The organism is Moritella marina ATCC 15381 (assembly GCF_008931805.1).
Taxonomy (GTDB): domain Bacteria; phylum Pseudomonadota; class Gammaproteobacteria; order Enterobacterales; family Moritellaceae; genus Moritella; species Moritella marina.
In genome coordinates this window covers 1,812,548-1,837,282 of record NZ_CP044399.1, presented here as the reverse complement: position 1 = coordinate 1,837,282, position 24,735 = coordinate 1,812,548, and the positions used below count along the sequence as shown (strand labels likewise).

The 24,735-nt window shown below is 39.6% G+C and carries 26 protein-coding genes; 19 read left to right on the top strand and 7 right to left on the bottom strand.

What is annotated here, in order from left to right; translation table 11 throughout:
* Positions 1-188 precede the first annotated feature (188 nt).
* The 5 genes from FR932_RS08260 to FR932_RS08240 all read left to right on the top strand — a co-directional run bounded on the left by FR932_RS08260 (position 189) and on the right by FR932_RS08240 (position 5,473).
* Positions 189-416 (top strand): FeoA family protein, encoded by a 228-nt coding sequence (locus FR932_RS08260; RefSeq protein WP_019441050.1) that lies wholly within the window; start codon positions 189-191, stop codon positions 414-416.
* Positions 416-2,728 (top strand): Fe(2+) transporter permease subunit FeoB, encoded by a 2,313-nt coding sequence (gene feoB, locus FR932_RS08255; protein WP_019441049.1) that lies wholly within the window; start codon positions 416-418, stop codon positions 2,726-2,728. The genes FR932_RS08260 and feoB overlap by 1 nt, the downstream gene beginning before the upstream one ends.
* Positions 2,691-2,927 (top strand): FeoC-like transcriptional regulator, encoded by a 237-nt coding sequence (locus FR932_RS08250; protein WP_019441048.1) that lies wholly within the window; start codon positions 2,691-2,693, stop codon positions 2,925-2,927. Before feoB ends, FR932_RS08250 begins: the two co-directional genes overlap by 38 nt.
* Before the next feature lie 152 nt (positions 2,928-3,079).
* Positions 3,080-4,294, top strand: a complete 1,215-nt coding sequence (locus tag FR932_RS08245; RefSeq protein WP_019441047.1) for an NnrS family protein — start codon at positions 3,080-3,082, stop codon at positions 4,292-4,294.
* A gap of 297 nt (positions 4,295-4,591) precedes the next feature.
* The gene (locus FR932_RS08240) at positions 4,592-5,473 is read left to right on the top strand and encodes a sigma-70 family RNA polymerase sigma factor (protein WP_019441046.1); all 882 of its coding nucleotides are present in this window, start codon (positions 4,592-4,594) and stop codon (positions 5,471-5,473) included.
* 100 nt (positions 5,474-5,573) lie between these two features.
* Here FR932_RS08240 and FR932_RS08235 read toward each other — a convergent pair whose 3' ends face one another.
* The gene (locus FR932_RS08235; protein ID WP_019441045.1) at positions 5,574-6,473 is read right to left on the bottom strand and encodes a hypothetical protein; all 900 of its coding nucleotides are present in this window, start codon (positions 6,471-6,473) and stop codon (positions 5,574-5,576) included.
* Between the two features lie 189 nt (positions 6,474-6,662).
* Entirely contained in the window at positions 6,663-9,029 is a 2,367-nt protein-coding gene (locus FR932_RS08230) for a VolA/Pla-1 family phospholipase (protein ID WP_019441044.1), read from the bottom strand.
* A gap of 565 nt (positions 9,030-9,594) precedes the next feature.
* Between FR932_RS08230 and FR932_RS08225 the strand changes: the two genes are divergently transcribed.
* The 5 genes from FR932_RS08225 to FR932_RS08205 all read left to right on the top strand — a co-directional run bounded on the left by FR932_RS08225 (position 9,595) and on the right by FR932_RS08205 (position 13,578).
* Positions 9,595-10,041 carry an ATP-binding protein gene (locus FR932_RS08225; RefSeq protein WP_193787364.1) on the top strand — a complete coding sequence of 149 codons (447 nt, stop codon included), beginning with the start codon at positions 9,595-9,597 and terminating at the stop codon, positions 10,039-10,041.
* 285 nt (positions 10,042-10,326) lie between these two features.
* Positions 10,327-11,478: a chromate efflux transporter gene (gene chrA / locus FR932_RS08220; protein WP_019441041.1), complete on the top strand. Its 1,152-nt coding sequence runs from the start codon at positions 10,327-10,329 to the stop codon at positions 11,476-11,478.
* A gap of 111 nt (positions 11,479-11,589) precedes the next feature.
* Complete coding sequence (locus FR932_RS08215; protein WP_019441040.1) at positions 11,590-12,405, top strand: cobalamin-binding protein; 816 nt, start codon at positions 11,590-11,592, stop codon at positions 12,403-12,405.
* Between the two features lie 16 nt (positions 12,406-12,421).
* Entirely contained in the window at positions 12,422-12,838 is a 417-nt protein-coding gene (locus FR932_RS08210) for a DUF5522 domain-containing protein (protein ID WP_240532388.1), read from the top strand.
* 38 nt (positions 12,839-12,876) lie between these two features.
* Positions 12,877-13,578, top strand: a complete 702-nt coding sequence (locus tag FR932_RS08205) for a Dph6-related ATP pyrophosphatase (protein WP_019441038.1) — start codon at positions 12,877-12,879, stop codon at positions 13,576-13,578.
* Here the strand turns inward: FR932_RS08205 and FR932_RS08200 are convergent.
* Positions 13,575-13,850, bottom strand: a complete 276-nt coding sequence (locus FR932_RS08200) for a hypothetical protein (protein ID WP_019441037.1) — start codon at positions 13,848-13,850, stop codon at positions 13,575-13,577. The genes FR932_RS08205 and FR932_RS08200 overlap by 4 nt on opposite strands.
* Positions 13,851-14,124: 274 nt before the next feature.
* On the opposite strand from FR932_RS08200, the gene FR932_RS08195 reads away from it, so the two are divergent.
* A complete protein-coding gene (locus FR932_RS08195; protein WP_019441036.1) occupies positions 14,125-15,684 on the top strand; it encodes a methyl-accepting chemotaxis protein in 1,560 nt (519 codons plus the stop codon).
* A 140-nt stretch (positions 15,685-15,824) separates the two neighbouring features.
* Here FR932_RS08195 and FR932_RS08190 read toward each other — a convergent pair whose 3' ends face one another.
* Positions 15,825-16,220, bottom strand: coding sequence for a DUF1090 domain-containing protein (locus tag FR932_RS08190; protein ID WP_019441035.1), 396 nt, complete (start codon positions 16,218-16,220; stop codon positions 15,825-15,827).
* 278 nt (positions 16,221-16,498) lie between these two features.
* Here FR932_RS08190 and FR932_RS08185 point away from each other — a divergent pair, with 278 nt between their 5' ends.
* From FR932_RS08185 to FR932_RS08175, 3 genes are all read left to right on the top strand, one after another.
* Positions 16,499-16,864 (top strand): DUF3332 family protein, encoded by a 366-nt coding sequence (locus FR932_RS08185; protein ID WP_019441034.1) that lies wholly within the window; start codon positions 16,499-16,501, stop codon positions 16,862-16,864.
* 246 nt (positions 16,865-17,110) lie between these two features.
* Positions 17,111-18,142 carry a DUF1214 domain-containing protein gene (locus FR932_RS08180; protein WP_019441033.1) on the top strand — a complete coding sequence of 344 codons (1,032 nt, stop codon included), beginning with the start codon at positions 17,111-17,113 and terminating at the stop codon, positions 18,140-18,142.
* Positions 18,143-18,265: 123 nt separating this feature from the next.
* Positions 18,266-18,553, top strand: coding sequence for a hypothetical protein (locus FR932_RS08175; protein ID WP_019441032.1), 288 nt, complete (start codon positions 18,266-18,268; stop codon positions 18,551-18,553).
* A 27-nt stretch (positions 18,554-18,580) separates the two neighbouring features.
* On the opposite strand, the gene FR932_RS08170 is transcribed toward FR932_RS08175, so the two are convergent.
* Positions 18,581-19,192 (bottom strand): DNA-3-methyladenine glycosylase family protein, encoded by a 612-nt coding sequence (locus FR932_RS08170; protein ID WP_019441031.1) that lies wholly within the window; start codon positions 19,190-19,192, stop codon positions 18,581-18,583.
* Between the two features lie 73 nt (positions 19,193-19,265).
* Positions 19,266-20,186, bottom strand: a complete 921-nt coding sequence (locus FR932_RS08165; RefSeq protein WP_019441030.1) for a DMT family transporter — start codon at positions 20,184-20,186, stop codon at positions 19,266-19,268.
* A gap of 238 nt (positions 20,187-20,424) precedes the next feature.
* Here FR932_RS08165 and FR932_RS08160 point away from each other — a divergent pair, with 238 nt between their 5' ends.
* The 5 genes from FR932_RS08160 (at position 20,425) to FR932_RS08140 (ending at position 24,440) form a co-directional block, all read left to right on the top strand.
* Positions 20,425-21,354 (top strand): bifunctional transcriptional activator/DNA repair enzyme AdaA, encoded by a 930-nt coding sequence (locus FR932_RS08160; protein WP_019628878.1) that lies wholly within the window; start codon positions 20,425-20,427, stop codon positions 21,352-21,354.
* A 337-nt stretch (positions 21,355-21,691) separates the two neighbouring features.
* Positions 21,692-21,895 carry a cold-shock protein gene (locus FR932_RS08155; protein WP_006033612.1) on the top strand — a complete coding sequence of 68 codons (204 nt, stop codon included), beginning with the start codon at positions 21,692-21,694 and terminating at the stop codon, positions 21,893-21,895.
* A 329-nt stretch (positions 21,896-22,224) separates the two neighbouring features.
* The gene (gene def, locus FR932_RS08150; RefSeq protein ID WP_019441027.1) at positions 22,225-22,728 is read left to right on the top strand and encodes a peptide deformylase; all 504 of its coding nucleotides are present in this window, start codon (positions 22,225-22,227) and stop codon (positions 22,726-22,728) included.
* Between the two features lie 34 nt (positions 22,729-22,762).
* Positions 22,763-23,437 carry a cold-shock protein gene (locus FR932_RS08145; protein ID WP_019441026.1) on the top strand — a complete coding sequence of 225 codons (675 nt, stop codon included), beginning with the start codon at positions 22,763-22,765 and terminating at the stop codon, positions 23,435-23,437.
* 193 nt (positions 23,438-23,630) lie between these two features.
* Positions 23,631-24,440 (top strand): Cof-type HAD-IIB family hydrolase, encoded by an 810-nt coding sequence (locus FR932_RS08140; RefSeq protein WP_019441025.1) that lies wholly within the window; start codon positions 23,631-23,633, stop codon positions 24,438-24,440.
* A 97-nt stretch (positions 24,441-24,537) separates the two neighbouring features.
* On the opposite strand, the gene FR932_RS08135 is transcribed toward FR932_RS08140, so the two are convergent.
* A complete protein-coding gene (locus FR932_RS08135) occupies positions 24,538-24,717 on the bottom strand; it encodes a hypothetical protein (RefSeq protein ID WP_019441024.1) in 180 nt (59 codons plus the stop codon).
* Positions 24,718-24,735: the final 18 nt, after the last annotated feature.

Genomic DNA, 24,735 nt, shown 5'->3' with positions numbered 1-24,735 from the left:
GCTGCATATACCCTTTTGTTATACCTCTCTTATTGATAAATCCTCCCGTTATATTAAATTACTACTTTATGGTTAATTAATTGTGTTTTGGGCTATTTTATTTATAGCGTATTGATTCATATCAAGAGTTATTTATACTGCCTGCGTAGAATATTAATAATAATAGTTATCATTAGGGTTGGTCAGATATGAAGTTAGCGTTATTGAACGATGGTGCCGTTGTTAAAATTACCGATATGTCAGCTTTACCTGCCGACACGCGCAAGAAATTAATGGTGATGGGTGTATTACCACAGACTCAAGTCACATTAATGCGCCGTGCGCCTATGGGGGATCCGTTGCAAATATCGGTGCGTGGTGTATCTGTCGCCATCCGTAAGCAACTGGCGCAACAAATTGAAGTTGAGGCCGTGTAATGTTGTATCAAATCCTAACCATTGGTAATCCAAATAGCGGTAAAACGACCTTATTTAATGCCTTGACCGGTGCTAACCAACGAGTTGGTAACTGGGCTGGCGTGACTGTTGATAAAAAAACAGGCCGCTATGGTCATGCCGGCGATGACTTCTTATTAACGGACTTACCCGGGATCTATGCACTGGACAGTAGTAATGAAGTGAACAGTGTTGATGAAATGATTGCCTCTAAGGCGGCATTAAATCACACAGCGGATCTGATCATTAATGTCGTTGATGCATCTTGCCTAGAGCGTAGCTTGTACATGACGTTACAGTTACGTGAGTTAGGCCGTCCTATGGTTGTTGTATTAAACAAGATGGATGTATTAGCACGTCAACGCCAAGTATTGGATGTTAAAAAATTAGAAAAGGCGCTTGGTTGTCCGGTATTGGCACTGTCTGCGAATGCTAAAAACGAAGTCAGTGAGTTTAAACAAAACTTACACTCGTTAGTGCAAAAAGGCGTTAAAACAACCCCGTTAACGATGAATTATGGCACCGAAATAGAAGCGGCAATCAGCGAATTAGATATTCATTTTTATGAACATAATGTTGCACCTCGAGCACTGGCTGTTCGCGCATTAGAAAATGACAGCTTGGTAAATGAATTATTAAATCTAGACATTCTTATTCAGGTATCTGAGGTTAAGCATAAAGTTGCCGAGTCAGTCGAAACGGATTTCCATATTGCCAATGTACGTTATACATTTTTACATCAGCTGTGTAATAAGGTACGTCGTCAGGAAGGTAAGTTAAGTCGTTCATTCAGCGATAAAGTTGACCAAGTAGTCTTGAATAAATATATCGGTATTCCGCTCTTCTTTGCAGTGATGTATTTAATGTTTATGTTCTCGATAAACATTGGCGGCGCATTCATTGATTTCTTTGATATCAGCTTTGGTAGCGTGTTAGTGGATGGCGGTCATTACCTATTGGATGGGATATTGCCAGTCTGGCTGGTGACGATTATTGCCAACGGTATTGGTGGTGGTATACAAACGGTGGCGACCTTTATTCCGGTGATTGGTTGCTTGTATCTATTTCTGTCACTACTGGAAAGTTCTGGTTATATGGCGCGAGCGGCGTTTGTACTCGATAAAGTAATGCAAAAAATTGGCTTGCCAGGTAAAGCATTCGTGCCCCTAGTGCTGGGTTTTGGCTGTAATGTACCCGCGATTATGGCGACGCGTACGTTAGAGCATGAACGTGAGCGCCGATTATCCGCTGCAATGGCACCGTTTATGTCATGTGGTGCTAGATTACCTGTTTACGCATTATTCTCTGCGGCATTCTTCCCTGAACATGGTCAGAATATTGTTTTTGCTTTATACATTATTGGTATTTTAGTGGCGGTATTCACGGGGCTGTTATTACGCTGGAGCCTTTATCCTGGTCGCAGTGATAGCTTTATCATGGAAATGCCTGATTACGAATTACCAACCATGCAGAATATGCTGATTATTACTTGGCAAAAACTCAAGCGTTTTGTCTTTGGTGCCGGTAAAACTATTGTCTTAGTCGTCGCGTTTTTAAGCTTCTTTAATTCATTGGGCACAGATGGTAGTTTTGGCAACGAAGAAACTGAAAGTTCGGTACTGTCGCAAGTGGCACAAGTGGCCACGCCGTTACTTGCTCCTATCGGTATTCAAGCGGATAACTGGCAAGCAACCGTGGGTATTATCACCGGTATTTTTGCTAAAGAAGCTGTTATTGGTACCTTGAATAGTTTGTATTCAAGTGCAGAAGGTGATGATGCCGAGTTTGATTTACTCGCCAGCTTAGAAGAGGCGGTATTATCAATACCTGCGAATCTAGCCGAGTTAAGTTATTCAGACCCACTGGGTGTTGATGTGGGTGATTTGACCGATATGAGCGCTGTTGCTGACGACCAAGAAGTTGATGTGACTATCTTTGGTAATTTAAAAGACAGCTTTGTCTCTGATGCTGCTGCTTTTGCATTCTTATTGTTTATTTTATTGTATACGCCTTGCGCTGCAGCAATGGGCGCATATGTGCGTGAGTTCGGTCGTCCATTTGCCGTATTCATTGCTGGTTGGACTATGTTCTTAGGCTACTTTGTCGCGACTCTGTATTACCAAATTGTCGAGTTTGCAGCGCACCCAGTATCAAGCTTGGGCTGGATAGGTTTCTTCAGTGTTCTCATGGGCATCGTTGTTGTACTGTTGAAAAAACAAGGTAACAAAATAAAGCTGCAAGAGGAGAGGGGCCAATATGATTTTAACGCGCCTGAAAGATCATCTTGTTGCTAACGGCAAAACCAGTCGTGCTGAACTGGCTAAAAAGTTTAGTATTAGCGAAGACGGTATCGATGCAATGCTGGCATTGTGGATAGCGAAAGGTAAGGTATCCACACAGGTAAGTGAACGTCCTCGACTTGGTCAAACAAGCTGCGATGTCTATTACCGTTGGAATACAGAGAGTGAGCTTGCTGTGACAGTCTTAAATTAAAGCGGTGATAAATTAAGGCCGCATATAAAAGCAATCGCATCAATAAAAAGGCAAATACTTGACTAATTAAGTTGGGTATTTGCCTTTTGTCAATTACAGCCCTTCTTTTTGCTCATATACTTTAATTAATTCTTATTTTAAAGGTTAAATCCATGCAAATAACTGACTTAGCTGAGGAGCAAAAAATCCTCCCTGTGTTACGTCTTGGCTTCCGCCCATTCTTCTTAGCGGGTGCTTTGTTTAGTGTCATCGCTTTATTACTCTGGGGCGCAATGTTATCCGGTCACGTCAGCTTTCAGCCTTATGGCGGCGGACTGTGGTGGCATATACATGAAATGCTATTTGGTTTTGGCTGCGCGATTGTTGCTGGTTTTCTGTTAACCGCGATCCAGAACTGGACGGGAATGCGCGGTATTTCAGGTTTACCTTTGCTGGGACTATTCATGCTGTGGTTAGCGGGGCGTGTGGTACTGTTGTTACCAATGTGGTTGCCAACACTGTTGAATGATTATGTGATTATTTTGATTGATTTGAGTTTCTTACCGGCGGTTGCGTATATTTTGGCTAAACCTTTGCTGAAAATAAAGCAGTACCGTAATTTGTTTTTTGTACCGATATTGGTGCTATTTACAGTGGCGAATCTTGAAATGCATTTAGCTAAATTAGGGCTAGCAAACATGACTGTTAACCAAGCTGCTTATGCATCAGTTACCTTAATGGCTGTGTTAATGTCGGTGATGGCGGGGCGTGTTGTGCCTATGTTTACGGCAAACGGTACTAAAACGACAAAAGTATTACCTTTACCTTGGTTAGAAAAACTGGCTACGGGTAGTCTTGCTGTTATTACCGCCTTGTTATTACTACAGCCATTATTTACCGTGCCAGCTGCAGTATTTGGTATTCTGTTCTTGATCTCTGGTGTCAGTCAAGCAATTCGCTGGTGTCGTTGGAAACCTTGGATCACGTTTGGTGTACCGCTGTTATGGTCAATTCATGGTTCGTTGTTCTTTATCTGGGTTGGACTATTCACTGTTGGCTTGAGTTACTTTATTCCAGTACCTTTTGTGAGTCATTTATGGCATTTAATTACGGTCGGCGGTATGGGCGGGTTAATTCTAGCCATGATATCTCGCGTATCATTGGGTCATACAGGGCGTATGCTACAACAACCGAAAGCGATGTATTGGGGCTTCTTGAGTATCTTTATTGCAGCAACGGTACGGGTAATTGGTCCAATTTTCTGGATGCAGCATTATATTACTTTTATTAACGTTAGCATTATATTTTGGTTAATCGCGTTTGGATTATTCGTTTATCATTATGCGCCAATGTTGTTTAAAGCAAGAGTGGATGGAAGACCAGGTTAGTCCGTATTAAACGCTAAAGTAACCGAATAACAAGTGACTGTATCTGTCACTTGTTATGCACGATTTAGTCGTAAACTTCGTGTCCAAGGCCGCTATTGGACACTCTAGCTGATTCTCCTCATTATTGTATCCTTACTCTCATCGACATATTTTATTTCCCTGAATTTATCCAATCTATTTCTGATTAACGTTTTGTTTCGTTTTGATTTTTTAATTAGTGGTATTCACTAAAATAAAACAAAACAAGCTGTCACATACCGTGTTACTATAATGTTATATCATAAACAGGGACGATTAATGAGTAACATAACCAGCAGCGCACTTGACGTGTATTTTGATGAATTACAGCGGTTTAGTCAGTTATTGTCTAAGCAAGAAGAATATGACACAGCGATTGCTGCGGCAAATGGGGATAAGGCTGCACGAGATATGATGATCCAATCTAACCTTAGATTGGTGCTTATGGTGGCAAAGAAATACCAGAATTATTCACTTGATTGGGACGAAATTATCCAAGAGGGTAATACGGGGTTAATGCATGCCGTTGATAAATTTGACCCAGAGAGAGGCTGTCGATTTTCAACCTATGCAGTTTGGTGGATAAGAAATAACATCGAGCAGTACATTATGAATCATTCTCGCACTATCCGGATCCCGATTCATGTGACCCGTGTTTATAAACAGATCCTTAAAGCTTCTTCCGAGCTGGGACTTGATCTCGATACCAATGAAGGTATTACTAAGATCTCGCAAGAGTTAAGGATTTCACCGCGGAAAGTGTTGAATATCTTAGGTCATTACTTCAATGAAGGTTCATTGGATAAAGAGATCATCAGTGGTGATAATTTACTGGCGAGTTTAAAGGATTTAGTTGCGGCTGAAGCAAATTGTCAGCCTGATATCCGCTATGAAAAATGTGATTATTACGAATACATGGATGCGTTACTAGAATATTTACCGGTTCGTAGTCAGAATATTATTCGTTTACGTTTTGGTTTTAAAGGCCAAGACCCAATGAGTTTAGAAGCTATCGCTAAGTTGATGGATATTTCACGTGAGCGGGTCAGACAAATTATTCGTAATGGTTTGAGCCAGGTGAGAGAGCAGTTATGTGCCAATGATTTGGTCAAAGAAGATTTTGATTTTGAAGCTGATTCTATCTGTACGACGAGTGTTTAAGTTAATCGCAGTCATGTTAGTGAAGTATGCTACTCACTAACATGACTGCTTATTTATATGATTAAGAGATCAACTTAGGCTATGATGTCAAGGTATCAGTTTAAGCTTTAAATGCCATGTTAAGTAGGGCGATTAACTTAGCTGGATCATTTTGAGTCTGTGTTATATCACCTAATGTGACTACTTGTTCTGGATTAATAGAAACAGTGATACTTTTCGGATCGTTAATAAATTTAATAAACGATTCTGCTGCATTTTTGGTTACGCTTAATTCTGCTTCGCTCAATTCATTCGTATTATTGGCAAGGTCGGCAGCTAGTATTGCGTTTATTTTATCTGTTATACGCTGTTTTAGCTCGTCAACACTTATGCCTGTTGTTTGTGCTTCTTGTTTAATAAGGCGTTCAATAAACGACTTATCCGTATAAGTAAATTCAGCTGAATTCAACTGATAGTTCGGGTAAGAGAATAACAGCGTTATTGGTTGTGCCGGATCAAACTCGAAATTAGCAATATTTAATGAGTAATCGATTTTACCCATATCTTCTGCGCTGACCTTAAACTGCCAATCCATCACGTTATCCACGTAAGTGTATTTCGTCGCTAAATTGATTAGCATATTATCTTTGTAGCCGAGATCTTCTAGCTGCATTGCTGTTTGTGGTTCTATTTCATCAATACTGATCGAAATGCCATTTAAGGCCAGGTCTAACGTTGCAGGGAAGTCCGAAGAAGTATCAAAATTATTCACTGTAATTTCATTAATCTTGATTGGTTTTTGACTGCCATCAGCAGGACTGAGTATCACATCAAGTAATTGAATTTTTTGGGTGATAGGTTCAACACTGAGATCACCATACTTAACATCAATCATTGGCTGCATTTCGATGATCTTAGCATCAAGTTGAGTTGCTACTTGGTCTGTCATGTAAAACTTACCGCCAGCATAGCTTGCTGCAAGACCGGCGATGACAACGCCTGATATTAATTTAATGTTCATGGTGTCACTTATTTTGTTGGAATAGACTTGGGTAATAAACTATTACTATAGAACTGATTATGTATTGGATATCAAAGGATTGGAATAGTTCAACGAGATTTAAATAAAAATAACACAAAAAAACCAAGGTTTATCACTAAACCTTGGTTTGTTATGAGTAAGTACTTATTCTATTGTTTGATTATTGGGTTAATCAAGTGATGGGATTAACTTAGGGTCAAGTAAAGTTGAATTAACAGTGCCAATCGTACTGCCATCGCCAGCTAGGAAGTTAGCGATGTGATTTTGTAGTTCATTGGTAGTATCCGTATCAGCATTGGGATGATCTGGATCTACTGGGTCCGCAGTATAATCTACGACAACAGAACTATGTTCACCAGCAAGTAATAAGGCCGCTTTCTTCGTTGTATCTGTAAACGTATAAACATTTTTAAGTTTAAGTTGCGTCATAAGTGGTTCAGTACCACCTATCGTAGAATAAGGTGATGAATCAGCTTGTGTCGTATTATTGGGAATAACGGTATCACCATTAACTTGTGCAAGGTAAATTGGTGTTGTATCCGAAATTTTACGTGCCAAAGCGAATGGGTCTGCTGTTTCAAGCACCGTTTGTGCTGCAACAGCAAAGCTTTGGAATGTAGTATCAATGGATAATTTATCTTTAGCAGGTAGATCTAAGCTACCATAAAAGGCATTGAAGCATACTGTATCTGAATAGCTAGCTAGGGTACAATTATTAGCGTGTTCGGCATATACTGAACTTACTTCTTTTAGTAGCCCATGCTTAACGGTACCACCAAATTCTTCAGAATTAAGCAGTAGATATGGAATACCGCCGCCTGGATTGGCAAATGCTGCTTTGTCTATTGAAAATAACTCATTACCTGATGGCATTTGACGTTCGATAGTTGCTTGTAAACTTATACCTGTCATAGCCCCAAGAGAGTGCCCCAGAAAACTAACCTTAGACGTATCGAGAACATCTAACTCTGAACCAGGTGTTGCCGGAATCAGATTAAGAGCACCACGTAAACCAATGAGGTCGGCAACTGCCTGTCGTAAGTTATCACGACCGACTGGTAAGTAACCAAAGTTCATGAATACGCCTGCATTGTCTTCATCCGCAATAATCGTACCGCCAGCTAGTGCCCTATCACCGTGTAATGGTAAATCAATGGCAAGAACTGCATAGTTTTCATTTAAAATATTATTTAAACTTGAAGGTAAAGATGCCAGAAGGTTCTCTTTAACAGAAGTAATTCCATGTTGGTATATAACTACTGGAACCGAGCCTACAGGAGCGCCATTTGGAGTTATTAATATGAATTTAACGTCTTCGATAACTTTAATTTGTGGGACTGGACTGTATTTCGTAATTAAACGTTCTGAGTCAAGTGGAGAACCGTCCATTTTGGTAAAGGATTTACCAACGAAATCGAGCGGGTTTTCAGTAATGTCCGAAGGGGATAGACCGACTACATCCATTTGATTTAAAAGGTTAGCTTGTTCACTTTTTTCATTTAGCGTATTAGATATGATAGCAAGACTCGGCATACCACTTTGCCAAGGTGTCGTATACCATGCATTTGCCGTTGTTTCACGCTCTAAGAATGAAGGTAGTTTTACCGTACCTTGGTGATATGACAAATTGGCGCTAATTGGTACTGCCGCAGAGGCTGACATTTGTAGAGAATACAAACCTGTTAGATCTAATCCTTTTGGATTCGCACTCCCTTGCCAAACTGCAGCAGCGGGTAAGCCTAGGGACATTGCACCTAATACTTTTGCTGTCATTCCTTTAACTGCATACAAAGATTCACCAGCAGACGAAGTGGTAAACCAGCTTGAATAAATAATGTTTTCATAATCGGCGATGTCGTAGCCATCCATCAAGCCTTCAACTTGTAAGACAATTTTTTGTGGTGTCTCTAAGCTACCACCAGTTTGATCTATCTGTTTGTTTTTAAGTGCGGCGTAGCTAGTCGACATACCCAACTTTTCACCTGAGCTATCAACTAAAGCATCTGTGATTGCATAGATATAGTCACTGTTGTGATCGAGGCTACCATTTAGCGGCATTACCACTAACGAATCACCCGTTGAGATAACGGTATAATCTTCGCCTGCAGTGAGTGCCACGGGATCACTCATTACGTAATTATTGACTGTTACTTTAGCCACTTTTACTGCTGCGTGGAGTAGGGCTAAGTCGGTTGTCAGCGTTACACCCGTAGGTAAATCTAGTTTAATATCGAAAGGTTGTGTAGGACTCCAACCATCGGTATCGCCCATCGCAACAGCTGGATTACTACGGTCGGTTGGATTTGCGCCAGCTTCTAGAGGAATGTTTAATGTACCGTCAGACGTATCCATCACGAGATAAGTTGGCGTTGATATCATTTTTTCCGAAGAAATTAAATCGAATGCAATGCTTGATTGACGGTTAAGTGAATCACTAATCGTGTCATCGATACGTAAAGCTGTAGAGTCGTCACCGCAGGCTGTTAACCCAAGTACGCTTGCTATAGCAAGAGCAAGAATTTTCTTATTTTTCATTAGTAACTCCAAATTTTATTTATAGTTATTTGTACTAAGACAATGAGTTAAATAAGGGAAGGGCTGCGGAATATAGTTATCCATTATATTGTAATTTCGCATTTACTCTCCTTGTAATGTGCTGATCTTCCTTGGTATTAATACTTTATGGCTATTATGGTCTTACCAGTTATTTTTATATTTTTAGTGTAAAGTATTAATACTTCATCGTTAACAGGGTGTCACGTATTTTGTGAGCTGTTGCAACGTCCAAAATATCAATAAATCAAATAGAGTTTCCTATATCGTCATGTAAAACATTCTAAACAACAAAGATTCATTAACCATTAAGTAATTGATTTTAAGTATTAATAATACATTTAGTCAGATTTATTGAGCTTCCAGATTAAGCAACTTATTCACTGAATTCGTAGAAAAGACTAAAAAACATGAAATTAACAACCTTGTAACATGGATCACAGTTTTATAAGGATGGTTATTTTATTTTAAACATCAAATATTGCATGTAACAAATGATTCTCTATACTGATACGCCTCATACTTTTTCGTGTTTATAACCGCTTTTATGTCTGCATCATTACCATTAATATCTTCTACACCTTGCTTGATTATCATTCGTGGTATTCCTGGATCGGGTAAATCTACTCTCGCGCAACACTACATGCAATCTACGCCTGATGCAGTGCATTGTGAGGCTGATCATTACTTCATTAATAAGCAGGATGAATACTGCTACGATATCAGCAAGATAAAACTAGCGCACCAATACTGCCAGCAAAAAATGCGCGACGCCTTAAGCAAGGGACTGTCGGTTATTGTGAGCAATACCACCATTAAACGGTGGGAGCTAACAGCATTATTAGAAATTGCGGCTAGTTACAAGGTCAAGTCACATATCATTCATTGCGTAGGTCTGTTCACTAGCACGCACAATGTCCCGGCTGATATTGTTACTAGAATGGCCTTAAGTTACGAACCTCATCCCGATGAATGTACTTATATACCAAGTTAATACAATGACATTCCATATACCACATATAAGCCGCCCTTATTAATGAGACATGTTGTCTCGTTAGTTGTGGGAAATCAATCGTCGCTGACATACGCTTACATTCGGTTTTTTTATTGGAGCATTTGTGTTAATCACAAACTAAATTCGTTTACTTTCTATATGTTGTTATGAAAATAGCGATATAACTTGCTGCCAAACTTCGTTTTTGTCATATAACTGTCATAAAACTGAAATACAATAAAGGCGCGAAATTGGTATCGCATAACAGCTAAGAAAGGCAAAGTAATGAAGCAAGTATTTGAAGTATTTTGGCAGTTTTTTACATTGGGGTGGATCAGTTTTGGTGGCCCAGCTGCACATATAGGTTATTTCGAGAAAACATTCGTTCAAAAACTAAAGTGGATAGATAGCGAAAGCTATGCAAGGTTAATTTCGTTAAGCCAGTTTTTACCTGGTCCAGGTTCAAGTCAGATCGGTTTTGCAATCGGTTTACGTCGTGCGGGTGTTATCGGTGGTTTTACTGCCTTTATTGCGTTCACATTCCCTTCGGTATTATTGCTCTATATCTTAGCAACAACAGACGCAACACAAGATGCAGCATGGTTAGTGAGTATTACCCATGGACTGAAATTGTTAGCGGTTGTGGTTGTCGCAGATGCAACCCTGAATATGTACAAAGGCTTTTGTAAAGAGCGTACGACAGTCACAATTTGTGTTGTGACTGCGGCGGTTCTATTACTCGTGCCGAGTTTATTAACACAAATGATCGTGTTAGTTGCTGCGGGCATTCTGGGGATGCAACTTAAACAGCCTGCTGAAACAACTGTTGTTGCGACTGTTAAAGGTGGCATTAATTACTTACCGCTGGTTTTTTTCGCCGTGTTGTTTGCTGGTTTACCGTTATTAACTAATTCACCGGCATGGTTAACTATCTTTGCTGATTTCTTCCAGTCGGGTAGTTTAGTGTTTGGTGGCGGTCATGTGGTATTACCTATGTTGCAACAAGCTCTAGGTGACGCGATTGATACTGACCGTTTCTTAATGGGTTATGCTGCGGCGCAGGCTGTCCCTGGTCCAATGTTCTCACTGTCTGCATTCTTAGGTGCTGATTTATTAGTTAATTCACCATTAATGGGCGCATTGATTGCCACTGTTGCTATCTTTTTACCTGGTTTCTTACTGGTATTAGGTTTTCATGGTGCTTGGGAGTCGTTAGCAGCGAAGCCGAAAGTATCGGGTGCTGTATGGGGTATTAATGCTGCCGTTGTTGGTTTGCTTATGTCCGCGCTTTACAGTCCGGTATTTACCTCTGCGATTGTGGAACCGGTAGATATGGCGGCGGTGATTGTTGGTTTCTTTGCACTACGTACATTGAAATTACCGATTATGGCCGTGGTTGCTAGCTTTATTGCATTTGGTTATGTGATGGGTCTGTAATGTAAAACCCCAGTAATCAAAGGTCGCTATAACCCTATGATTACTGGGTTTTCACTTTGTTATAAACAAGATATACTGCCGCTATTATAGCCAAGTAACGGATTAAATAAAATGAAGGACTATTACCCAAAACGGATTGTCTGTTTAACAGAAGAAACAACAGAAATGCTGTATATACTGGGAGAGGAATCTCGTATTGCTGGTATTTCAGGGTTTACAGTTCGTCCTCCACACGCGCGTCAAGCGCACCCGAAAGTATCTGCATTTACATCCGCAAAAATAGATAAGATCCTTGATTTAAAACCTGATTTGGTACTTGGTTTTTCAGATATCCAAGCAGATATCGCTGGTGCATTAATCAAGCAGGGGATTGCTGTTCATATCTTTAATCAACGCTCTGTTGATGAAATTTTTAGCATGGTTATGATGTTAGCAAGCTTAGTCGGGGCTACTGATAAGGCCGCTATTTGGTTAGCGGATATTGAAAGCAAAATTGAGCGTATTAAGCTTAATGCAACTAAATGCAATAAACGCCCGAAAGTCTATTTTGAATTGTGGAACGATCCATTAATGTCGGGGATCCAATGGGTTTCTGAGCTGATTGAAATCGCGGGTGGTGACGAGTGTTTCCCTGATTTAGCCAAAGAATCATTAGCGAAAAATCGTATTATTGCTGATCCAAGAATCGTGATCGATGCTAACCCAGACATTATTATTGGTTCGTGGTGTGGGCGTAAGTTTAAACCCGATCAGGTTGCGAGTCGCGATGGCTGGGATGCGATCAATGCCGTGAAAAATGAACAATTATTTGAAGTTAAATCGGCAAATATATTACAACCGGGTCCTGCTGCTTTAACGGATGGTTTAGATCAACTTGTTGAGATTATCGAAGCATGGCAACAGCAGAACGCCAACGAAAATGTATAACGTGGATATTGAAAGTATGACTAAGTCAGTTGTTGAAGATAAAATTGTAAACATTGAAGAAAATGCTGAGCCAATGGCGAAACAATGCTCTGAGTGCCAAGCTGAATTTGGTTGTGGCGTCGAAGCAGCAAGCGAGCAGGGTGGTTGTTGGTGTCAGGATTTACCGGCTATTATGCCACTTGGTACATTGAGTGACTGCTTGTGTAAAACGTGTCTAGCCAAAGTCATTGGCGCAGAGATTTTGAAACAGCTAAATGCAGCGGGATCACCAAAAGCTCGTCTAGCCCTTGCTGAACCATACCGTCATCAAAAAGAACTCGTTGAGAATATCGACTTTACCATAGAAAACGGCCGTTACGTTTTTAGTGAGTGGTATCATTTAAAACGTGCACGTTGTTGTGGCAATGATTGTCGTCATTGCGCTTATAAATAAGCGTAAGCGAGTTAATTTTTAGTTGTGGATGATTAAATATGGAAAAGCAAAAAACATTAGTATCGTGGAGTACCGGAAAAGATGCCGCTTGGACTTGCTTACAATTGGCGCAAGATCCAACAATCGAAATCGTCGGTATTTTCTGCTCGGTGAATGCCCAGTATCAACGTACTGCAGTACATTCTGTGCGTATTGAATTGTTGCAACGTCAGGCTGCAGCAATGAATTTACCTTTGGATATTATCGAAATTCCATATCCGTGTAGCAATGTTGAATATGAAGCAATAATGGATGCGTTTGTTGCAAAAGCGAAACTGCGTGACGTGGTTAATTTTGCTTACGGTGATTTGTTTTTAGCGGATATTAAAAATTACCGGGTGAATAACCTTGTTGGCTCTGGTATTAATGCCATCTTCCCGTTGTGGCAACTAGAAACTGCCCTATTGGCTAAAGATATGATTGCTGGTGGTCAGCAGGCAATCGTCACTTGCGTCGATCCACGCCGCTTATCTGTTGATTATGTCGGTAAAGTATTTGATGGCGCGTTTATCGCCAGTTTACCTGAAGGTATCGACCCTTGTGGTGAGAATGGCGAATTCCATACCTTTGTATTTGATAGTCCGTTATTTTCAGACCCGATCCATATTAAAACGGGTGAGCTAAACGGTGAAGGGCATTATACTTGGATAGACTTAGACTTAGACTTAGACTTAGATAGAAAAGAACTGGAATCGATTTAGTACTGTAGTAGCACGGTAAAACCTGTCGATTTTAGTGTTTGCTTAATGATTTCTTCAACTGCTTGTGTTGCTACGTTATCACCATCAAAGTAAATGCTATCAACATCAAGATTATCGCAAAGCATGTTCTCGAAATGTGCTTTGCGTATGCCGCTTGATGTCATGGCAAGCTTCTGAAACGACGCTAGTTTTTGTTCTTTAGTATCATCGTTCTGCAACTTGCTCACATAGGCCAAATTATTACTTTTGAAAATACTTATCACACTTGCCATCTAAACAGTTCCCTCTCAGTTTTTAATACTTATATCCTTAAGTAATTATATATCAGCAGGAATTATAAAATATTTCGTTTAGAATAAATTTAAGCAAGATGACATAGGATCATTACATTTATTTGTGATTTATAATTATTAGAGAATAATAACAGCGTAGATCTTAAATTGAAATTTAATGTCTTTTCGAATATAGATGTCACCGTTATACTATTTCTAATTAATCCTTTTTCATTAACTAAGGGGATTATTAACAACATCAGGGACGTAAATAATGAAAAAAATAATACTAATCGTTGTATTCGCAATGTTTGTCATTGCTGCGATAACAAGCATTGTATCTACATCTTATATTTCGCATAAAGAAATAGATAAAATAATTCTTAAAAAATCGCAAGAACAAGCCTCTTTACTCGCGACTAATGTTGAATATGTGCTCGAGAAGTCATCACAACCCATTATAGATCTACAAGCATTAGTTACGGCTCTGAAAGTGCGTCCTGATATTTCTTATGCGATTGTGATTAATAAAGACGTTAAAGCTGTCGCGCACAGTGATAAAGAAAAAATTAATAAAGTGTATGATGATAGCTATAGCGTAGCAGGCGCAAGTCAAGGTGTTTCACAGCATTCAAAATGGTATGCGGATGTACAAGAAGTATGGGTTTACGACATTATGTCTCCGGTTTACGTTAATGGTGAACTCTACGGTACTGTCGATATTGGTATTCCGATTACTGAAGTCAGTGACGCGGCATCTGATATTCTAATGACACAGCTTGTTGCAATATCGGGGATATTCCTTCTTTGTATATGTGTACTTATTTGGTTAATGGGACGTCTTTTTAAACCGCTTTCAGGTCTACAGTTAGCGTTAGAAGATATATCTAAAGGTGATGGTGATTTAACTGTAAGATTACCTGTTAAGGGTGATGATGAAATTGCAAATATCTCTAAAGCGTTTAATGCCTTTGCAGGCAACATTAATGAGATCATTACACAGGTAGTTAAAACAGGTTTAGATCTTGGGCATTCTGCAACAGATGTTAGAGATCAAGCACTGCGTTCTTTGTCTCGCGGCGAAATGCAAAGTGAACAATCTTTATTGGTTGTTACCTCGATGAATGAAATGATCGCAACGATTAATGAAATATCTTCAAATGCATCAGGCGCTGCTGACGCCGCTAAAAATGTGAATCATGAAACTCAAGAGGGTAACAATGTATTGCAAGAGGCAGCTGGCACAATCCGTAACCTGTCTGAAGAAATTAACAGTACCTCGCTCGTCATTACTTCGTTAGCGGAAAGAACGCAATCCATAGGCTCGATACTTGAAGTGATTAATGGTATTTCAGAACAAACTAACTTGCTTGCTTTAAACGCAGCTATTGAAGCTGCTCGTGCAGGTGAAGCTGGGAGAGGGTTTGCAGTTGTTGCTGATGAAGTGAGAACCTTGGCGACTAAAACGGCTCAATCGACAGGTGAAATTCAGAATATGATTGATCAACTGCAACGTGAAGCAAAAAGTGCAGTGGACGCGATGGGCTGTAGTAAGTCTTTAACGGTTGAAGGTTCAAAAGCAACTGAAGAAGCGCAGGAGGCACTGACTAGGATCTCAAATCAGGTTATCGCCATTCTTGATTTGAATACGCAAGTTGCCACGGCGACCGAAGAGCAATCGAGTGTATCCAATGAAATTAATATCAATATGGATACGGTGAATAACTCAATCGTTGAGGGGGCTGCTGCGAGTAAGGAATTAGAAGTGACGAGTCGAAATTTAACCGAACTAGCATACACTTTAGATCAACACGTAGGTTCTTTTAAAATATAGCCTTTATTTAAAATTTAGACCAGTCGAGACGTAATGACTGTCGTCGTACATCAGTAATGTTGCAGCCCCTTGTAGATTCAGTCTCTAGCAAGGGGTTCGTTATATCAGTCACGCCATTGAGCATGTAAAGTAAATTAGGTTTATTCTAAATCAGCTAGCTCAAGTTTAAGCATTGATATCTTGTCATTTTCTTGTGCAATCTTACGTGTATATTTTTCAACTTTATCCATTTTATTATCTGATTTAGCCTCCTTGAGATCTGATTTATAGTCCTCAATATCTTCCATCGAGTCCTCTATTTTATCTTTTATATCATCACGTAAGCCATCGGTGGTGCAATATTCAGTGGCATATTTTAATGCTTTATTTAAGCCATCAACCTTATGTTGATTATGAGCAGATTCAGCCATCGACAGTTGGGTATTGATCTCACAAATCTTTTTATCACATGCTTTTAATGCACTGCAATCAGAAGCTAACGCATTTGTAGATATACCGAGTAGTACGCACAGGGCTAGTTTAAAGTTAGTTTTCATAAAATATCTCTCTCAATTATTATGGCACTAGTTTACCAAGGTAAAATGAACTGAACATGAATAATATCCACTCTAAGGCTAAGGGCGTCGCGTTATCGATGGTTGGTAAGCGTATGTTTTTATATAAATAACAGCTATAAATCTTTAGTTATTGCACTTTAGTCTTTAGTTATTGCCCTTTTAGCTAAAGTGTACATAAATATAAGAGTACTTTGAAAGTGTTCACCTTTAATTTATAGAAATACTTATATTTTTAGCAATACGTTAATTATTAGGGAATGATAATACATAACAAATATAAAAAAATCATTATTGCGACGGCAGTGGCTTCCGCTCTTACCGATATCACGGGTTGCGTCGGCAGTAACGCGGTAACAGTCGATTACTTGATCTTTAATTCACTTGGATTCTGGACTGGTACAAACCCGCTTAATGGTAAACCACTCGCTAATTTACGTATTATCGAAACAGGCGTGATGACGCAAGTGGACGATAATACCTTACAGATGGACATCACCTACAATAATGGCGATAAAGCGGTATTAACAGGGGTTAAACAAGGTCAGTTAGTGACGTATTACATCGACGGTGTTGTTGTTAGCGAAATCTCGATGGAACAATTACAAGCCTTTACAGCGTCATAAATTTATCATTACGCTCCATTATCAATATTGCCGATGTCACTGTTGGTTTTTTCTATTTTGTTTTTGATTTTTATTTTTCTTATAAAAAACAAAAAGCATCATCTCGAATGAGCTATATTTAGTACAGCTTTATTCGACTCGTGCATATCATGATATAAATATAAGTCATTGGATGGATAATGTAGTTTCGAATAAAGTGGTTGGCATACCAGTTCAGGTTTAACCATTAATGATATGAGAGCTAATATGAAATCAATACTAACTAAAATGGCACTAAGTATTTTAATTGCTTCACCAGTCATGGTAAATGCTAATCAACAAACGCTAATGCCTATAACAGAAGCAAACTATCCAACAGCAGAAACTCATCGCCAAATGGTGATAGCACAGAAAAATGCTGGTGGCATTAACCAGTTTCAACACAAAAACATGCTGACGCCCACTGACAACCAACCCGTAGTTCGCATGAATCGAGATACTTATTATTCAATGGCAGTTGTTAATGTATCTAAAGGAGCGACATACACTATCCCAACAGTACCAGAAGGTATGTATGTTTCGGTGCAACCAGTAACAGAAGATCACAGAATACAAGCGATGACATATGGGGCGGGTAAGTTCGAAGTCACAACACATAAAGGTGACTATGTATATTTGGTAGTCCGCCTAGATTCACGTTTAAATAAAACGCAAGTTACAGCTATTCAAGATGGGATGAAAATAGACGCTGGTTCATCTGTACCTTTTACTGCGGATACGTTTGACTTCGACACAATTGAAAATGTTGGGAATGCGTTAAAAGCAAAAATGCCAGCGATTAATACACGGGATGGTGCTACTGCGTTATACGGTATGTTTACCGATCCGACAGACAGTAGCAATGCTGACTTTACAGAAGAGAAATATCAAGTTGGTGCTGCAATAGGTTGGGGTGGTGCGCAGACAAAAGACAATGTATATGAAGTATCAGGAAATTACCCCGCTGACACTTGCTACACGGCTAACTTTGATGATCCAAAGAATAAAGCATTTTGGTCTATCACAGTTTATGACAAAGCAGGCTTTATGTTTAATGATATCGCCAATGTGAATTCACACACAGCCACACAAAACACAGACGGCAGTTACACTGTTTCATTTGGTTGTGGTGAGAAAGCGATAAATAATATTGAGACTGCCAATGAATCCGGCGTTTTCAACCTTGGTGTTCGTCATTACATGCCAAGTGATAAAGTACGTTCTGGTGAGTTGCGCGTACTTCCTACTGTGACAAAATAGTGCTAATTTAGCAGGTCGGATATATGTCATATTAGTGTGATGTAAATATTAATATGGCAATTATTTACAATGTAGTTCATGCAGTAGAGGTGGGTCGTACTAATAATAAAAAACAGTATTGAGTTGTCGCAAAAGTTTAAAAAGCCTGTATTGCGAAGTAGCCAAACGCAAATATTACTCGATGTAGCGGCTTCTTCAGATGCCTTACTGTTTGGCTCTAATCTTCATGTTGATTATTTTAAATCTTCGTCGCAGTTACTGCCTATATATTCATTTGAAAAAGAAGCTGAATATCATATCGATTTATTTTTAATTCAGCATCAAAGAAATAGAAATAACAGCGCCCACAAATGGTTTAAAAGCTTGATGCTAAGCCAGTTAAGAGTACTGCTAACGACAAATGTCATGTAGTAGTTAAACTAATCACTAACTACTCATTCAACAATCATTCTTGTGATAGTATTCCCATAAAAATAAAGCGCCTACGCTGCGCCAAGGAGACCAGTGTTTTACCATGTCTCTAGCCTGTTTTGCTGTTGGCTTTTCTGGTAACCCTTTTAGTTTGCCTAATGCGACTAATAGACCTAAGTCGTCAGCGGGGAAAATATCCAGACGTTGCAAAGAAAACATTAAATATATCTCGGCGCTCCAGCAGCCGAAGCCCCTTAGCTTGGTGATTGCTGTTATCGCCTCGTCATCATTGAGTTTATCTAAACCATCAATATCGAATTCACCGGCAAGAACTGCTTGGGCTAAGCCTTTAGCATATTCTACTTTTCGCCATGATAACCCGGCATTTCTTAAAGCTTGATCTGCCACTTCCATTACCCTTTCTGGCGTGACATTTTTAAGTAGTACCTTGACTCGCTGCATGATCACAGTGGCTACTTTGGTTGATAATTGCTGACTCACGATCGTAGAAAGGAAGGTTTCAAAACCATGTGGGTTTACTTTGGCTGCAGGTGCGCCTAGCGTTGATAAAGCGTTGGCAAACTCTTTATCAACAAGGGCAATGGCGTCAACACCTTGTGTGATTACATTACTATTCATAAACTGCCTATAGGTTATCCATAAATGATCGTTAAAATAGTTATAACGTATTAATACATTGTCAATTTTGCTGTTATTTAGCGCGTTTAAGGCGTTGCCACAAGCGACCATCTATCGCCGATAAGCCAAGCGCAATAAGCAGCATACCGACAAAGTGAATAGTTTCTAAGGATTCATTTAAGAATAGTGAACCGAGTAAAATAGCTGAAACAGGGACTAACAGCGTGACTAATAACACGTTAGTAGCACCTGCTAATGCTAATATTTTAAAATAAAGTACATATGCAACAGCGGTCGATAGAATCGCTAATCCCGTTATGGCTGCCCAGCTATCCACACTCATTGATGCAACATCAAGTGGACCGTCAACAGTTAGGGCTATTGGTAGCAAGACGACTACAGATGCGGTAACTTGACCTGCGGCGGTGATGATCGGGTTTATACCTAAGGTTTTAAAGCGGCGACCATACACGCCAGCAAAAGAATAAGATAAAGCAGCCGTGAGTACGGCTAATTGCGCGATAAAACTGCCATTACCTTCTAAAGCTGGCATGCCAATCATTACAGATACACCTGCAAACCCGACCGCTACACCAGCTAATTTTAATGGTGTCATCCGTTCGTCAGGTAATAATATGCCAGCAACGACAACCGCGAAAATAGGTGTCGCGGCATTAAGAATAGATGCTAGTCCTGATGCAATTTGAGTTTGTCCCCATACAATCAGGGTAAAGGGAATGATATTATTTAATAACCCCATACCTAGAAAGGCGACCCAGACACGTAATTCCCTGGGTGGGCGTAGCCCGATCATAAACGCTATAATCCAGAGTGTTATCGCTGCGATACCAACTCTGAGTGTCACTATCGTTAATGGGGGAAGCTCGGTAACTATCACGCCAACGAAAAAGAATGAACCGCCCCATAACATGGAAAGTAAAATTAGCATCACCCATACGCGGGCATTCATTAACTGATTAATTGGGGATGTCATTGTCCATTCCATTGTGTGTTAGTTTGTAGTTAATCTATATTAGCGTTAGGGCGTAATACAAAACATCCGATTATTGCGTTGACCCTATTTGGTGATGATAAAAAGTGTGACCAGTCATAAGCTGTTTTTCAGTAATAGCGCGTTTTCAATAAATAGCAGTAACGTAGCAAGAATCGGATGGAAATAGATTCTGACATGCGATTTAATATAATTATCAGTATTAACCAGAGAACAGGCAATGAAAAAATCTGCGGAATTAGACATGCAAACCCTAACACCATCCAAGGATAGTGCTGGGCTAGACTCTTCTCACATTAACTCTTCTCATATAGACCCTGCTCGTATGAACAAACTTGTCGAGGTCGCTCGCCATATTGAAACTCATGCAGATGAAAAACTGACGTTGTCTCTGCTCGGCGATATTGCCTGTTTATCTCCGTCACGATTACAGCGTGTATTTAAGCAAACATTCGGTGTATCGCCCAAAGCGTACCAAGATGCTGTGCGTATGCGTCATTTCAAGCGTTCACTCAAAGCTGGTGCTGGTGTTACAGATGCTATATATGCCGCTGGTTTCGGTTCTATTAGTCGCGTATATGGTGAATCAACACGGAATATCGGCATGGCGCCGAAAGTCTATCGCGCGGGTGGTCGTGGCGAATATATCAATTATGCATGTCGCGCGACACTGCTTGGAATAATGATGATGGCAGCGACCAATAAAGGGGTTTGCTCTGTGCAGTTTGGGGATGATGAAAATACGTTGTTGTCGCAATTAAAACTAGAATTTCCGTATGCTGAATTAACTCTTTCGATGGCGCAAAATGCACCTGAACTTGATGATTGGATGGCCGCACTCGATCAACATGTCAACAACGGTGCACCGAGACCTGATTTACCCCTTGATATACGTGGGACTGTATTTCAAATTAAAGTATGGCAGTTTTTGTTAAGCATCAAAGAAGGCGATATTCTTACTTATGGTGAAGTGGCGAAACAAATTGATCACCCCAAAGCCGTACGGGCTGTTGCATCGGCGTGTGGCAAAAACCGTATTGGTGTATTAATCCCTTGCCACCGCGTATTGAGAAGCGATGGTGGGTTAGGTGGTTATCGTTGGGGCATAGAACGTAAGCGCGTGTTATTAGCAAACGAAAAAATGGATTAGCTTTGTCCTGGCTAGCATATAGCTACTCGCCACTTTTTACTTTTTTAGCTGGATTGTATACGAACTCAAATCTTTTTCGCATAAATGCTTAAAATTCAGAATTCTAGTGTGTAGTGATTTATCCACGATCATTCCTTTTATCATGTTAAAAACAACTAAGGATATATTCGCTTACCTGCATTAAAAGAAAATAGACTTAGAGATATGTTTATTATAGTACCACTAAATGGTTGGTTCAATACTGAGCTTTACGCTACTTTAAATTAGTAAACTGGACAAAATACCGCTCTCAACTAAGCTTAATTCGAATGTAAAAGAAGTGAAGGAAAAATACGTTATGAGTCGAGGTACAGTTAAGTGGTTTAATGCAGACAAAGGTTTTGGCTTTATCACCCCTGACGAAGGCGGTAATGATTTGTTTGTACACCATTCCGAAATTCAAACATCAGGTTATGCCACATTAGAAGACGGCCAAAAAGTTGAATTTGAAGTAGGTAGCGGTCAGAAAGGACCATGTGCTACTAATGTAACCGCTATTTAAGATCGCTATTACTCGCAGTTACTAGCTAAAGGATTAATCGCCACGATGGGATTAATCCTTTTTATCACGGCCTGTTTATGATCAATACGATATTGAGGTAATACGATTAAGTTTAGTTAAAAAGTCCGGATAGAAAATGTTAATAGCCAAAAAAACAGGCTGTTAACGCGCATATTTGCCATCTATGTGAAAGAAATATACATAAGTTTCAAATATCTCTACGTTAAGGAGATATATCAACTAGAAACCTAGGTCAATTATGGGCTATAATGCGGCGCTTAAATTGCACACGTTTGTAAAAATTAACAAAAACTGGGATTCAGAGACTTATGGCAGTATTAACAATTCTTACGGCACCAAACAAAAAATTAGAGATACCAGCTGAACAAGTAACGGATGTAAGTACAGTACAAACATTGATCGATGACATGCTTGATACTATGTACAAAACAGACGACGGTATTGGTCTTGCTTCAACGCAAGTTGGTCGTAAAGAAGCTGTTGTTGTTATTGATATTTCAGAGGGTCGTGATGAGCCTATGGTATTAATCAACCCAGTTGTTGTTGAAGGTGAAAACATCGAATCGGGTCAAGAAGGGTGTTTATCAATTCCTGGCTACTATGCTGATGTTGCACGTTATACAAAAGTGAAAGTAACGGCATTGGATCGTGAAGGCAACGCAGTTGAGATTAATGACGATGGCTTCTTAGCAATTGCAATGCAACACGAGATTGATCATCTTAAAGGCACGCTTTTTATTGATTATCTATCGCCGTTGAAAAAGAAAATGGCATTAAAGAAAGTTAAAAAAACAATCAAAGAAATGGACTAATAAGGTCTGCGAAAGACTGAAGGAGCTAAGTTAAGTGAAAGGAAAAATTATATCGTACATTTCTGCAAAGAAGTTTGGTTTTATTTGTGGCGATGATGGCGAGAGTTATTTCTTACATGTGTCGAGCTTGCTCGATAAAGCCAATGAATCTAAATTGGTGAAGGATGTTGTTGTTGAATTTGAACCAACAGAAACACCAAAAGGCCTTGCTGCAAAACAAGTACACGTACCGGATGTTAACTTTAAAAAACAGTTAGTTGCTTTTTTCACAGCGAAAAGCAATCAACCAAGATACGGGTATGTTGTTGCAAGACATACACTGAGCACACGTTTCTTTAAAGATCAAAACGAAGGTCGTAGCCACATTAAACAGTTGGCGGCAGACATAGGTTGTAATGCTATTTTAAATACAAATGTGGAAAAGGTTACCTTCTCTGAAGGTGGTGAAGATTTCACAATGCATTCATTTAGTGGTGACTTTGCATTAGTTACAGAAGATGTTCCGTGTAATATTGATACGGAATGTGCAGAATCTGTAGAGATCATTGAAGCCAAGGTTACAGCCGTAGCAGGGCAGTTTCAGCGTGTAAATAATACTGAAATTAAAGCGAAAGCAAAACAATTACGTAAATCTAATCCGCGATTAATCGCTGCTGGTGTCGTGATTGTAGGTGCTCTGTTCGCATTATCAACATTATCAATGTCATAGCATCATATCGTCTGTGTGACATGATTTAAATATAAGCGCTGGTATTGAGGGAACTCGATATCAGCGTTTTTTTATGTGTGTTAATTACAATAAAATGTGATGTGACTGGTGTATTTTGTATTTACCACTGAACACTCTACCTCTTTGTTGTAATATAACCACAATGTTATTGCTCGTAATTTCCTGAGGTTGTATGTATAAATTAATCGCGTTAGATATGGATGGTACTTTACTTAATGCTGAAGGTGCTATTTCTCCCCGTAATAAGCAAGCTATCCTTGCTGCTGTCGCACAGGGTACACGTGTCGTGCTTGCTTCAGGCCGTCCGTTAGAGGGCATGAATTGGGCATTGGAAGAGTTAGGCTTGACTGGTGAAGAAGATTACGTTGCTTGTTATAATGGCAGCTTAGTGTACCAGGTAGCTGATAAGCAATTACTACGCAGCCAAACAGTGACGGGTGTTGATGCCAAAAGATTAGCTGAATTAGCTGGTAAATTGGGTGTGCATGTTCATGCATTTTCATTAAAAGCAGGATTGATCACGCCGAAACATAATTACTATACCGATCATGAAGCGAAAATTAATGGTCTGGCTATCACGGAAGTGGATTTTAGTACTTTAAGCGATGATGAACAAATCTTAAAAGTGATGATGATCGATGAGCCGGCAACATTGTCTGCAGCGATTGCGCAATTACCAGCAGATATTTATCAGCAATACAACATTTTGCAAAGCGCACCGTTTTTCTTAGAATTCTTGCATAACGACAGTCACAAAGGTATCGGTGTGAAAGCAATTGCCGATCAATTTGGTATTAACGCAGACGAAGTGATTTGTATGGGTGATGCGGGTAACGATAAACAAATGCTAGAGTATGCAGGTTTAGGTGTCGCGATGGATAATGCAAGTGATGACATTAAAGCCATTGCTAACCACATTACTGCCCACCATAATGATGATGGCGTAGCACTTGTTATTGAAGAGTTCGTATTAAACAAATAGCACTGAAATAACGATAGTCCGTTAACCATCGATAATAAATCGAGTTAAATGGGTCATGTTAGCGTAACGGGCCCATTTTCGATATTCACATGCTTATTTAGCCTTTAATCTCTTCAATTTTTTCTATGATTGCGTCTTTATTTTCAAAAAGCTCGCCGAGTTTTTCTTGCACTTGTTCAAAGCCATCACTCTCAACAACGCTGTTAATTTCGTCGGTATAGTTAATACCAAGGTAAATACCAAAACCGATTAACGCGATTGCTATAATTTTAAACATAATAATTCCATTTCAGTG